General features: G+C 66.1%; 11 protein-coding genes. 8 read left to right on the top strand and 3 right to left on the bottom strand.

The window, feature by feature from the left end:
* Positions 1-280: 280 nt before the first annotated feature.
* Entirely contained in the window at positions 281-1,267 is a 987-nt protein-coding gene (locus C8C96_RS06680) for a tripartite tricarboxylate transporter substrate-binding protein (RefSeq protein WP_056059714.1), read from the top strand.
* Positions 1,268-1,514: 247 nt separating this feature from the next.
* A complete protein-coding gene (locus C8C96_RS06675) occupies positions 1,515-2,588 on the top strand; it encodes a Bug family tripartite tricarboxylate transporter substrate binding protein (protein ID WP_370107388.1) in 1,074 nt (357 codons plus the stop codon).
* Positions 2,589-2,699: 111 nt separating this feature from the next.
* Here C8C96_RS06675 and C8C96_RS06670 read toward each other — a convergent pair whose 3' ends face one another.
* A complete protein-coding gene (locus C8C96_RS06670) occupies positions 2,700-3,014 on the bottom strand; it encodes a DUF1840 domain-containing protein (RefSeq protein ID WP_121941832.1) in 315 nt (104 codons plus the stop codon).
* A gap of 9 nt (positions 3,015-3,023) precedes the next feature.
* On the bottom strand, positions 3,024-4,310 hold the full coding sequence (locus C8C96_RS06665; RefSeq protein WP_121943909.1) for a class I SAM-dependent methyltransferase: 1,287 nt from the start codon (positions 4,308-4,310) through the stop codon (positions 3,024-3,026).
* Between the two features lie 113 nt (positions 4,311-4,423).
* On the opposite strand from C8C96_RS06665, the gene C8C96_RS06660 reads away from it, so the two are divergent.
* From C8C96_RS06660 to C8C96_RS06635, 6 genes are read left to right on the top strand one after another with little or no spacing between them, the layout of a single operon-like run.
* Positions 4,424-6,784 carry a bifunctional salicylyl-CoA 5-hydroxylase/oxidoreductase gene (locus C8C96_RS06660; RefSeq protein ID WP_121941831.1) on the top strand — a complete coding sequence of 787 codons (2,361 nt, stop codon included), beginning with the start codon at positions 4,424-4,426 and terminating at the stop codon, positions 6,782-6,784.
* A gap of 2 nt (positions 6,785-6,786) precedes the next feature.
* On the top strand, positions 6,787-7,278 hold the full coding sequence (locus C8C96_RS06655; RefSeq protein ID WP_056059723.1) for a MarR family winged helix-turn-helix transcriptional regulator: 492 nt from the start codon (positions 6,787-6,789) through the stop codon (positions 7,276-7,278).
* Complete coding sequence (locus C8C96_RS06650; protein WP_056059725.1) at positions 7,275-8,129, top strand: enoyl-CoA hydratase family protein; 855 nt, start codon at positions 7,275-7,277, stop codon at positions 8,127-8,129. The genes C8C96_RS06655 and C8C96_RS06650 overlap by 4 nt, the downstream gene beginning before the upstream one ends.
* A 4-nt stretch (positions 8,130-8,133) precedes the next feature.
* A complete protein-coding gene (locus C8C96_RS06645) occupies positions 8,134-9,330 on the top strand; it encodes an acyl-CoA dehydrogenase family protein (protein ID WP_121941830.1) in 1,197 nt (398 codons plus the stop codon).
* A 4-nt stretch (positions 9,331-9,334) separates the two neighbouring features.
* The gene (locus C8C96_RS06640) at positions 9,335-11,002 is read left to right on the top strand and encodes an AMP-binding protein (RefSeq protein ID WP_121941829.1); all 1,668 of its coding nucleotides are present in this window, start codon (positions 9,335-9,337) and stop codon (positions 11,000-11,002) included.
* A gap of 2 nt (positions 11,003-11,004) precedes the next feature.
* On the top strand, positions 11,005-11,403 hold the full coding sequence (locus tag C8C96_RS06635; protein WP_055400021.1) for a RidA family protein: 399 nt from the start codon (positions 11,005-11,007) through the stop codon (positions 11,401-11,403).
* Here C8C96_RS06635 and C8C96_RS06630 read toward each other — a convergent pair.
* Entirely contained in the window at positions 11,348-12,316 is a 969-nt protein-coding gene (locus C8C96_RS06630) for an EamA family transporter (protein WP_121941828.1), read from the bottom strand. The two genes, C8C96_RS06635 and C8C96_RS06630, sit on opposite strands and share 56 nt — an antisense overlap.
* Positions 12,317-12,333: the final 17 nt, after the last annotated feature.

The raw sequence follows: 12,333 nt of genomic DNA, 5'->3' as shown, positions 1-12,333 counted from the left end.
CCGGCAACGCATGCTGGCGCCCAAAAGATGTGCATGCACATCAATGGCCAGGACATCGCGCCAGCCCTTGCGACAGCGCAAAACATGTCCACTTTGCGCGCCGGGGTACCGCAGTGTTTACCCTTACAAATGCTATCTTTTGAATAGCATTTAAGTCAATAAATATCTGCGCTACAGGCCTCTTTGGCTTAAAGACCATATGGCTTGTGTGCTACGTACTATCCGCAATGTTGCCGGAAATACCCCTCGCTATCATGGCCCGTCATTTACAGGAGCACCCATGAAAACAACGCTGAAACTCGCCCTCGTCGCTGCCGCTGCAGTGGCCGCCTTTGGCGCCCATGCGCAGGATTTCCCCGCCAAGGACAAGACAGTCACCCTGGTGGTGCCCTTTGCGGCGGGTGGCCCCACCGACCGTGTGGCGCGCGACCTGGCCGAGGCGCTGCGCAAGCCTTTGGGCGCGACCGTTGTGGTGGACAACACCGCCGGCGCAGGCAGCTCGATCGGTGCCGCCCGTGTAGCCCGCGCCACACCCGATGGCTACACGCTGCTGCTCAACCACATCGGCATGTCCACCATGCCTGCGCTGTACCGCAAGCTGTCGTTCAGCGTACCCAACGACTTTGAATACCTGGGCATGGTCAACGAAGTGCCCATGACGCTGATTGCTCGCCCCACCATGCCCGCCAACAACTTCAAGGAGTTGACGGCCTGGATCCAGCAGAACAAGGGCAAGATCAACCTGGGCAACGCGGGCCTGGGCGCGGCCTCGCACCTGTGCGGACTGATGTTCAAGTCCGCCCTGCAGACGGACATGACGGATGTGCCTTACAAGGGCACGGCCCCTGCCATCACCGACCTGATTGGCGGCCAGATTGACCTGCTGTGCGACCAGACCACTAACACCACCAGCCAGATCGAAGGCAAGAAGGTCAAGGCCTATGCCGTGACCACCGCCAAGCGCCTGACCACGCCCGCGCTCAAGGACCTGCCCACCCTGGCCGAATCCGGTCTGAAGGACTTCAACGTGAGCATCTGGCACGGCCTGTACGCCCCCAAGGGCACACCAGCCGATGTGCAGAAGAAGATCAACGAAGCCCTCAAGGTCGCACTGAAGGACCCTGAGTTCATCAAGAAGCAGGAAGCCCTGGGCGCCGTGGTCATCACCGACAAGCGCATCGATGGCCCGGAACACAAGAAGTTTGTGGCGGCTGAGATCGACAAGTGGGGCGCCGTCATCAAGGCCGCTGGCACCTACGCGGACTGATGCTTTCCCACACGGCAGGGCTCTGAACGCAGCCCTGTCAGCCCCCAAAAAAGCCGCCGCGTTGCGGCTTTTTTCATGGGTGCGTGGTGGGTTATTGATCGCACCATGCGCAAGACATAGCGCCTGGCAAATCCCATGCGCCGACAGGATTGGGGTTATCCATCTGCCCCCACTGCGCCAACGCGCGTAGAACCAGGGCAGACCTTTCTCATCTCCCCGACATCAAGGATCGATCTCCATGGCACGCATTCCCCTCCACGCACCCACTCGCCCATCCGGTGAGACAGTCGCCGTGCACCCACTTCGTGCGCGACGTCGCCAGGCGCTGACCCTGGCCGCCAGTGCGCTGGCACTGGCCTGCGCGGCGGCGCTGCTGCCCACCATGGCACGCGCCCAGGGGGCATGGCCCACCAAGCCGGTGCGCATCGTCGTGCCCTTTGCGCCCGGTGGCACGACCGACATCCTGGCCCGCGCCATGGCGCCCGAGCTGTCCAAGGCCTTCGGCCAGCAGTTCATCGTGGACAACCGTGCCGGCGCCGGCGGCAATGTGGGCGCGGAGATCGTCGCCAAGTCGCCCGGCGACGGCCACACGCTGTTGATGGGCACCGTGGGCACACACGGCATCAACCGTGCGCTGTACGCGAAGCTGCCGTACGACCCCATCAAGGATTTTGCGCCCATCACCATGGTGGCGGCTGTTCCCAATGTGATGGTGATGAATGCCGACAAGGCCAAGGCCCAGGGCATTCACAACGTGCAGGATTTCATCCGGGCGGCCAAGGCCAACCCCGGCAAGATGAACATGGCCTCCAGCGGCAACGGCACGTCGATCCATCTGGCTGGCGAGCTGTTCAAAAGCATGACCGGCACCTTCATGCTGCACCTGCCCTACCGTGGCTCGGGCCCGGCGCTCATGGACATGGTGGCGGGCAATGCGGACGTGATGTTCGACAACCTGCCCTCGTCCATGGCGCAGATCAAGGCCGGCAAGCTCACCGCGCTGGCCGTGACCAGCTCCGAGCGCTCGGGCGCCCTGCCCGATGTACCCACCGTGGAGCAAGCGGGCGGCCCCACACTCAAGGGCTACGAAGCCAGTTCCTGGTTCGGCCTGCTGGCCCCGGCGGGCACACCCGCCGACATCGTCAACCGCATCCAGCAGGAAGTCGCCAAGTCACTGGCCACGCCCGCCATGAAGGAGCGGCTGCTGGCACAAGGCGCCATCCCCGGCGGCAACACCCCGGCCGAATTTGCCAAGCACATCGACAACGAGCACAAGAAGTGGGCGCAGGTGGTGAAGACGTCAGGGGCCAAGGTGGATTGATGGTTGGCGCCACCGCATCAGCCGTGGCGCGAGCATGGGCTGCGACGCCTGGGGACCGCACGCAGCCAGGCCTGACAACGCTGGTGAGCGGCAGACGCACTCGCGATCAGGTCACACACCCCACACTACATCCACATCCGCCGCAGCACTGCGCTTGAGCATCTCGATGAACGGCGCAGCGCGCTGGCGCAGGCGCACGGCCTCTTTGATTTCTTCAGCCGCGGCCTCATCGTTTTCCTGTGCTTCGGGCTGGGCTTCGTCGGCGATCACGGCCGCCTCCAGCGCGGCAATGGCGCCGGGGATCTGGGCAGCGGTCACGATGCCGCTGGTGCCAGGGGTCTTGCCGATGATGGTCACGATCTGGCGCCCCTGGGGTTCGAGCATGATCAGGTCGGCGGTGGCACGGGATTTGAACTTGTAGAGCATGGTCTAGGCCTATCGGAAGAGGTTGCCAGGGTCCGCATACATATAGTCGCGGGTGAACGGATAGCTCGATTGTGCGCCGGGCAAAAGGCCTCTGGCCGTGTCGCCATCCGGCTTGATGGCCAGCATCTGGTGCAGCGCCATCCAGCCACGTTCAAAACCCAGGGCGCTGCCCGCAAGGTACAGGCGGTACGCACGCAAGACCTTATCACCCTGCTCCTCCCCTCCTTGTGCGACCAGCACCTCACGGGCTGCAGGCAATCGGGCTTCGAGCCCGTCGGACCACGCCCACAGCGTGCGCGCATAGTGCGGGCGCAGGTTCTCGGTGTCCACCATCTCCAGGCCCGCGCGCGCCATGTCGTGCAGCACCGCGCTCACATGCAAAAGCTCGCCGCCGGGGAAGATGTACTGCTCGATAAAGTCACCCATGCCTGCGCCCAGCTGCGCGTTGTCTGCGCCCCCGGCCGTGATGCCGTGGTTCAGCACCAGCCCGCCCGGGCGCAGCAGGCGGGCCACGGTTTCAAAATAACGCAGCATCTGCGCGCGGCCCACATGCTCGAACATGCCCACCGACGCGATCTTGTCGAAGGGCTGCTCCACCTGCAGCTCGCGGTAATCCACCAATTGCATGCGCACGCGCCCCTGCAGCCCACGCTCTTCAATGCGCCGCTGCACATGCGTATGCTGGTTGCGCGACAGCGTGATGCCCGTGGCATCCACGCCGTAGTGTTCGGCCGCCCACAGCAGCAAGCCACCCCAGCCCGCGCCAATGTCCAGAAACCGGTCCCCCGGTTGCAGCTGCAGCTTACGGCAGATGTGGTCGAGCTTGGCCTCCTGGGCCTGGGCGAGCGTCAGGTCCGGTGAACGGTAATAGGCGCACGAGTAGACGCGGCGCGGATCCAGCCACAGCGCGTAGAAGTCGTCCGACAGGTCGTAGTGAAACTGCACATGGCGCGCGTCGTGCGCCAGCGTATGCGCAGCCATGGACCGCGCCCTTGCCAGCCCCCTCTGCCACCAACCATGGTGCTGGTCGCGGGCCGGGTCGCGGGTCAGCAGGCCTGCAGCGGCGGCCATCAGGTCGCGCATGCCGCCTTCCAGCGCCACGCGCCCCTCGACGATGGCAGCCCCCACATTGCCGATCTCGCCCGTGGCCAGCGCCACCAGTGCCATGCGGTCACGAAAGCGCAAGGTGACGGCGGGCTCGGGCGCGCCCAGTTGCTGGCCCGCAGGCAACTGGACTGCCATCGGCACCGGCAAGGCCGCCAGCCGCCCCTCCAAGGTGTGCAGCAAGTGCTTCATGCGGCGCATCTTGAAAAATTTGCTGCACTGCGTCAACACCCCGCAATGGCATCAGGGGTTTCGCCGGGAAGGCCCCATTGACAGCGTTTTGTTTAAGCCTAAACTATTTTGGCATGAACATCCTCTGCATTGGCGGTGGGCCCGCCGGTCTCTACTTCGCCCTGCTCATGAAGCAGCAAAACCCCGCGCACCGCGTCACGGTGGTCGAACGCAACCGGCCGTTCGACACCTTCGGATGGGGGGTGGTGCTGTCGGACCAGACGCTGGCCAACCTGCAGGCGGCGGATGCGCCCACGGCAGCCCTGATCGGCGACGCATTCAACCACTGGGACGATATCGAGGTGTTCTTCAAGGGGCGCAGCGTGCGCTCCACCGGCCACGGCTTCTGCGGCATTGGCCGCAAGCGCCTGCTCAACATCCTGCAGGACCGGTGCCTGGCGGTGGGCGTGGAGCTGGTGTTCGAAACCGACGTGGCCGACGACCAGGCGCTGGCTGCGCAGTACAACGCCGATCTGGTCATCGCCAGCGACGGCCTCAACAGCCGCATCCGCACCCGCTACGCAGCCACCTACCAGCCAGACATCGATCTGCGCCAGTGCCGCTTCGTATGGCTGGGCACCAAGAAAAAGTTCGACGCTTTTACGTTTGCTTTCGAGCAGACCGAGCATGGCTGGTTCCAGGCCCACGCCTACCAGTTTGACGCCGACACCTCCACCTTCATCGTCGAAACGCCCGAGGCCGTGTGGAAGGCCCACGGCCTGGACCAGATGGAGCAGCCCGAGGCCATTGCATTCTGCGAAAAGCTGTTTGCCCAATACCTGGACGGCAATGCGCTCATCAGCAACGCCACGCACCTGCGCGGTTCGGCCAACTGGATCCGCTTTCCGCGTGTGATCTGCAACACCTGGGTGCACCGCGAGACCGTTGGCAGCAAGCAGGTGCCCATCGTGCTGATGGGCGACGCAGCGCACACGGCGCATTTCTCGATTGGCAGCGGCACCAAACTCGCACTGGAAGACGCCATGGACCTCGCCAACGAGTTCGCCACCGGCCTGCCCATCGACGAAGTGCTGCAGCACTATGAAGCGCGCCGCAGCGTGGAGGTACTCAAGATCCAGAACGCCGCGCGCAACAGCACCGAGTGGTTTGAAAACGTGGCGCGCTACGCCGGCATGCCCGTGGAGCAGTTCACCTACTCGCTGCTCACACGCAGCCAACGCATCAGCCACGAGAACCTGCGGCTGCGCGATGCCGCGTGGCTGGAGGGCTATGAGGCCTGGCTCGCGGGAGGCAAGGCCGCGATTCCGCCCATGCTCACGCCGTTCACTTTGAAAGGCCTCACGCTCAAGAACCGCATCGTTGTCTCGCCCATGGCCACCTACAGCGCAGTCGAGGGCGTGCCGCAGGACTTTCACCTGGTGCACCTGGGCGCGCGCGCCCTCGGCGGCGCGGCGCTGGTGATGGTGGAGATGACCAGCCCCACACCCGAGGGCCGCATCACGCCCGCGTGCCCAGGGCTGTGGAACGACGCACAACAAGCCGCCTTCGCGCGCATCGTGAACTTTGTGCACGGTAGCAGCACGGCCAAGATCGGCCTGCAGCTGGGCCACAGCGGCCCCAAGGGCTCCACCCGCGTGGGATGGGAGGGCACGGACGAGCCGCTGGAGGCGGGCAACTGGCCCCTGCTGGCCGCCAGCCCCGTCGCCTACGGCGCGCAGAACCAGACACCTGCCGCCATGACCCGCGCCGACATGGACCGCGTGACCGCCGCTTTTGTGGACAGCGCCCGCCGCGCCGTGGCCTGCGGCTTTGACTGGCTGGAGCTGCACTGCGCACACGGCTACCTGCTGGCCAGCTTTTTGAGTCCCGCCACCAACCAGCGTACCGATGCATACGGCGGCAGCCTGGAGAACCGCTGCCGCTACCCGTTGGAGGTGCTGACCGCGCTGCGCGCCGTGTGGCCGGCCGACAAGCCGCTCTCCGTGCGTATCTCGGCCCACGACTGGCTCCCTGACGGAAATACTGCCGACGACGCCATCGCCATTGCGCGCTTGTTCAAGGCGGCAGGCGCGGACCTGATCGACGTGTCCTCCGGCCAGACCACACGCGACTCGCGCCCGGTGTATGGCCGCATGTACCAGACGCCGTTTGCCGACCGCATCCGCAACGAGGTGGGTATTGCCACCATGGCGGTGGGCGCGATCACCGAGGCCGACCACGCCAACAGCATCATCGCGGCCGGCCGCGCCGACCTGTGTGCCATTGCCCGCCCCCACCTGGCCGACCCGGCCTGGACGCTGCACGCCGCCGCGCAGTTGAGCCCCGTGGCCGCAGCGCACACCGACTGGCCGGTGCAGTATCACAGCGGCCGCGACCAGATGCTGCGCGAAATTTCCAAGCAAAAGCAGGCACAAGCGCTAGTGAATCAAGCGCAAGCAGCTACCAAAAACAGAGCATCCGAGGAAGAAGGCTAGCCATGGACCTCGAAGCCCGCCTGCACGGCGCCGCTCCCAGTGAACACCCCGAGGCCCTGCGCCTGTGGCTGCGCCTGCTCACCTGCACCCAGCTCATCGAAAAACAGGTGCGCAGCCACCTGCGCGCGCAGTTCGACACCACCTTGCCACGCTTTGACCTGATGGCCCAGCTGGAGCGCGCGCCAGACGGCATGAAGATGAAGGAACTCTCGCGCCGCATGATGGTGACGAGCGGCAACATCACCGGCATCACCGACCAGCTCGTGGCCGAAGGGCTGGTGGAGCGCATGGACGTGGAAGGCGACCGCCGCGCGTACCTGGTGCGCCTCACGCCGCAAGGCCGCGAGCAGTTCAACACCATGGCGCGCCAGCACGAGCAATGGATCGTCGAGGCCTTCGCCACGCTGGGCGAGCGCGACATCGCCACCTTGTACCGCCTGCTGGGCAAGGTGAAAGAACACACACAAAACAATTCTTTGGAGACAGCCGAATGAAACACTACATCGGGGCGAGCAACCCCATGCGCGAGCAGTTCAACCCAGAGGCCCGCTACGTGGCCGAGCATTTCGCGTGGAGCTTTGATGCTGGCGTGGGCACCGTCACGCTCAACCGGCCCGACCGCAAGAACCCTCTCACCTTCCAGAGCTATGCCGAGCTGCGCGACTTCTTCTACGCGCTGCGCTTTGCCACCGATGTGAAAGCCATCGTTGTCACGGGTGCGGGCGGCAACTTCTGCTCAGGCGGCGACGTGCACGAGATCATCGGCCCGCTCACCACCATGACCATGCCCGAGCTGCTGGAGTTCACGCGCATGACGGGTGACCTGGTGAAAGCCATGCGCGCCTGCCCGCAGCCCGTGCTGGGCGCCATCGACGGCATCTGCGCCGGTGCGGGCGCGATGATGGCGCTGGCCTGCGACATGCGCTACGGCACCGAGGCCACCAAGACCGCCTTTTTGTTCACCCGCGTGGGCCTGGCCGGTGCCGACATGGGCGCCTGCGCACTGCTGCCGCGCATGATCGGCCAGGGCCGCGCCAGCGAACTGCTGTTCACCGGCCGCGCGATGACGGCGCACGAGGGTCTCGCCTGGGGCTTCTTCAACGATTTGTATGAGAGCGCTGACCTGCTGGCCAACGTGCAGGCCACGGCGCGCACGCTGGCCGACGGTCCCACCTTCGCCCACGGCATGACCAAGACCATGCTGAGCCAGGAGTGGAGCATGACCATCGAGCAGGCCATCGAAGCCGAAGCGCAGGCCCAGGCCATCTGCATGCAGACCGAAGACTTCCGCCGCGCCTACGAAGCGTTCGCCGCCAAGCAAAAGCCCGTGTTCCAGGGAGATTGAACCCATGCACGTTGCAACGCCCCCGGCCCCCCGCCCGCCCTCGACGGCGCACCTGGCCCTGCCCTTCTTCGACGACGCCCACCGCGCGCTGGCCGAGGGCCTGGTGCCCTGGGCTGCCGCACAGCAGGTCGATGAAACCGACGACCGCGCCGCCTGCCGCGACTGGGTGCAGCGCTTGGGCGCGGGCGGCTGGCTGCGCTACTGCGTGCCCGCCGCACACGGCGGCGCGCTGCCTGCGCTCGACTCGCGCGCGCTGGTGCTGCTGCGCGAGACGCTGGCCTACCACTCGCCGCTGGCGGACTTTGCGTTTGCGATGCAAGGACTGGGCAGCGGTGCGATCACGCTGGCGGGCAGCCCCGCGCAGCAGGCGCGCTACCTGCAAGGCGTGGCGCGTGGCGAACTGATTGCTGCGTTTGCGCTGAGCGAGCCCGAGGCTGGGTCAGATGTGGGCGCTATGCAAACCATAGCTGCCAGCACAGATTCGACTAGCGCTAGAGGCACTTTTTGCTTGAACGGCACCAAAACCTGGATCAGCAACGGCGGCATCGCCGACTTCTACTGCGTGTTCGCCAAGACCAACCCGAGCGGCGGCACGCGCGGCATCAGCGCCTTCATCGTCGATGCGAACACGCCGGGCCTGGACGCCTCGCGCCATATCCATGTGATGGCGCCCCACCCGCTGGCCACGCTGCAGTTCACCAACTGCAACGTGCCCGCCACCGCGCTGCTGGGCGACGAGAACGGCGGCTTCAAGCTGGCCATGCGCACGCTCGACATCTTCCGCGCATCGGTGGCCGCCGCCGCACTTGGCATGGCGCGCCGCGCACTGGCCGAGGCCGTGCACCACGCCCGCCAGCGCCGCATGTTCGGCCAGACGCTGGCGGACTTCCAGCTCACCCAAGCCAAGATCGGCGAGATGGCCGCGCTGGTGGACAGCGCCGCGCTGCTCACCTACCGCGCGGCCTGGCTGCGCGACACGGGCCAGGCGCGCGTGACTGCCGAAGCGGCGATGGCCAAGATGACCGCCACTGAAAACGCCCAGCGCGTCATCGACATGGCGCTGCAGCTGCACGGCGGGCGCGGCGTGGAAGTGGGCAGCAAGGTCGAATCGCTGTACCGCGACATCCGCTCGCTGCGCATCTACGAAGGCGCGACCGAGGTGCAGCAACTGATCATCGGCAAGGCCGTTCTGCAGGAGTAAACGCATGAAAGCCCCCTCCGCCCAGCCCGACCACTTCGTGCACGACCGCTTGCCGCCGCCCGAGGCCTGGCCCACACTGCGCTACGACCTGCCTGAGCTGCAGATCGCCAACCAGGCCAACCTGGTGCAGGCGCTGTTCGACCAGGCCGAGCGCGCTGGCCACATCGACCGCCCCCTGTTGCGCGGCCCGCACCGCACGTACACCTACCGCGACGCCCGCGCCGAGGCCGCGCGCATTGCCGAGGTGCTGACGCAAGACCACGGCCTGGTGCCCGGCAACCGCGTGCTGCTGCGCGGCGGCAACACGGTGGAGATGGCGCTGGCTTGGCTGGGTACCGTCTACGCGGGGCTGGTGGCGGTGGCGACCATGCCGCTGCTGCGCGCGGTGGAGCTGGGCAGCATCATCGACCGCGCCCAGCCCACGCTGGCACTGTGCGACGGCCGCCTGCTGGCCGAGCTGCAGGCCGCGCAGACGCAGCACCCCGTGCTCGCCACCATCGTGCCCTTCCACACAGCGCCGGATGCAGCCGACCTGCTGCAGCGCGCGCAGGGCAAGCCCGGCACCACGCCGCCCTGCCCCACAGCTGCCGACGACATCGCGCTGATGGCCTTCACCTCGGGCACCACCGGCGCGCCCAAAGCTGCCGTGCACACGCACCGCGATGTGCTGGCAGGCTGCGAGGCCTGGCCGCGCCATGTGCTCAAGGCCACGCACGATGACATCGTGGCGGGCTCGCCGCCGCTGGCGTTCACCTTTGGCCTGGGCGGCTTGCTGGTGTTTCCGATGTGGGCCGGGGCCAGCGTGTACTTCCCCGACCAGCCCTACACCCCCGAAACCATGGTGCGGCTGATGCGCGACGCGGGCGTGACCATCTGCTACACCGCCCCCACCTTCTACCGGCAGATGGCACCGTTCGCCAAACAGATCGGCCTGCCCCAGCTGCGCACCAGCGTGAGCGCGGGTGAGGGGCTGCCCGACGCCACGCGCCAGCTGTGGAAGGAGGCGACCGGCCTGGACATGACGGACGGCATTGGCGCCACCGAGATGTTCCACATCTTCATCTCTTCGCCCGGCAGTGAGAGCCGGCGCGGCGCCATCGGCAAGGTGGTGCCCGGCTACACCGCCAAGGTGGTGGACGACGAAGGTAATGAGCTGCCGCGGGGCACCGTGGGCAAGCTCGCGGTGATCGGCCCCACGGGCTGCAAGTACCTCGACGACCCGCGCCAGGCCAAGTACGTGAAGGATGGCTGGAACTACCCGGGCGATGCTTTCACGCAAGACGCGGACGGCTACTTTTTCTACCAGGCACGCGACGACGACATGATCATCACCGCCGGCTACAACGTGGGCGGCCCCGAGGTGGAAGACGCCCTGCTGCGCCACCCGGCCGTGGCCGAGTGCGGCGTGATCGGCGTGCCCGACGAGGAGCGCGGCATGGTGGTCAAGGCCATCTGCGTCTTGAAGCCCGGCCACACAGGCGATGCCGCCATGGTCAAGACGCTGCAGGACCATGTGAAAGCCACCATCGCCCCGTTCAAATACCCGCGCGTGGTGGAGTTTGTGACCGCCCTGCCGCGCACCGAAACCGGCAAGCTCCAGCGCTTCAAGCTGCGCCAGGGTGCGGCCGCATCACCCTCCGCCGCGTCGCCCACTTCCACAAAAACAACATGACGATGAAAAACACCCTTTTGCAGCCCGAAGGCTGGGTCACCCCCAAGGGCTACGCCAACGGCGTGGCCGCACGCGGCACCATGGTCTTTACCGGCGGACAGATCGGCTGGAATGCGCAGCAGCAGTTCGAGAGCGACGACTTCATCGACCAGACGAGGCAGACGCTGCTGAACGTGCGGGCGGTGCTGGAGGCTGGCGGCGCAGGCCCCGAACACCTGGTGCGGCTGACCTGGTACGTGACCGACCGCAACGAATACAACAGCCGCTTGAAGGAGCTGGGCGCGGTCTACCGCGAGGTGCTGGGTAAGAACTTTCCAGCCATGGCCTGCGTGCAGGTGGCGGGGCTCATGGAAGAGCGCGCGAAGATCGAGATTGAAGCAACCGCTGTAATCCCGGACTGAGCTTTTCCAGCCACCGCTGCAGCGCTTGCCCGTACAGGATGAACGCCAGCGCCGCCCCAATCAACGGCAGCGCGGCAAACACCCAGCCCGTGAGCAGCTCACCCCCCAGCGCCACGCCCACCAGCAAAGCCACCGCAGGGTTCACGAACGAATAGCTGCCCGCCAGCGCGGCCGACGTGTTCTGCAGCAGCCACAGGTACGCATTGAGCGCCACCAAGGTGCCAAACACCAGCAGATAGACCCACGCCGCCCACGACTTGGCAGTGACCTGGCCCAGGGCGCTCAACGGCTCAAACCACAACGCCACCACCAGCCCCATGGCGCCCCCCGCAAACCACTGCGCGGCCGATGCCATGGCGGGCGCGGGTAGCGACAGCTTGCGCGATGCATACGAGCCCACGCTCCAGCACAGCGGCGCGCCAAAAGCCAGCAGCGCACCGAGCCAGGTGGCTGAAAAGTCGCCCTCCAGCGCCAGCAGCAGCGCACCCACCACGCCCAGGGCCAGGCCGATCCAGCTGGTGAACGGCACGCGCTCGCCGCCCCAGCGCGACCAAAGTGCCAGCCACATCGGCATGGTGGTGACCACCGTGGCCATCAGGCCCGAGCCAATGCCCAGCTTTTGCGCAAAACCCATCAGGTTCATGGCCAGAAACACCATGCAGCCGCCCACCACCGCCGAGTTGCGCCATTGCACCCACGTGGGCAATGCATGGCCTTGCCACAGCGCAATCAGCAGCATCACCCCCCCTGCACACAGGAAGCGGATCGCATTCATCAGCAGTGGCGGCATGCTCTGCAGCGCAATACCAATGGCGAAATAGGTAGTGCCCCAGACGATGTAGACCAACAGCAGTGCCATGGCCACCGCCCCGTTGCGCTGTGTGCGGGCTTGCGCATTGAAAATTGCCGGCATATTCTTCACCTGACCGA

This window comes from Acidovorax sp. 100, from assembly GCF_003688355.1.
Taxonomy (GTDB): domain Bacteria; phylum Pseudomonadota; class Gammaproteobacteria; order Burkholderiales; family Burkholderiaceae_C; genus Acidovorax; species Acidovorax delafieldii.
Note: the sequence above shows the minus strand (reverse complement) of the source record. Positions and strands in the feature narration are given on the sequence as shown.

Coding starts and splice junctions, on each gene's coding strand:
- C8C96_RS06680 (WP_056059714.1), top strand. CDS start 281: ATGAAAACAACGCTGAAACTCGCCCTCGTCGCTGCCGCTGCAGTGGCC.
- C8C96_RS06645 (WP_121941830.1), top strand. CDS start 8,134: ATGCACGTTGCAACGCCCCCGGCCCCCCGCCCGCCCTCGACGGCGCAC.
- C8C96_RS06640 (WP_121941829.1), top strand. CDS start 9,335: ATGAAAGCCCCCTCCGCCCAGCCCGACCACTTCGTGCACGACCGCTTG.
- C8C96_RS06655 (WP_056059723.1), top strand. CDS start 6,787: ATGGACCTCGAAGCCCGCCTGCACGGCGCCGCTCCCAGTGAACACCCC.
- C8C96_RS06670 (WP_121941832.1), bottom strand. CDS start 3,014: ATGCTCTACAAGTTCAAATCCCGTGCCACCGCCGACCTGATCATGCTC.
- C8C96_RS06665 (WP_121943909.1), bottom strand. CDS start 4,310: ATGAAGCACTTGCTGCACACCTTGGAGGGGCGGCTGGCGGCCTTGCCG.
- C8C96_RS06630 (WP_121941828.1), bottom strand. CDS start 12,316: ATGCCGGCAATTTTCAATGCGCAAGCCCGCACACAGCGCAACGGGGCG.
- C8C96_RS06635 (WP_055400021.1), top strand. CDS start 11,005: ATGAAAAACACCCTTTTGCAGCCCGAAGGCTGGGTCACCCCCAAGGGC.
- C8C96_RS06660 (WP_121941831.1), top strand. CDS start 4,424: ATGAACATCCTCTGCATTGGCGGTGGGCCCGCCGGTCTCTACTTCGCC.
- C8C96_RS06650 (WP_056059725.1), top strand. CDS start 7,275: ATGAAACACTACATCGGGGCGAGCAACCCCATGCGCGAGCAGTTCAAC.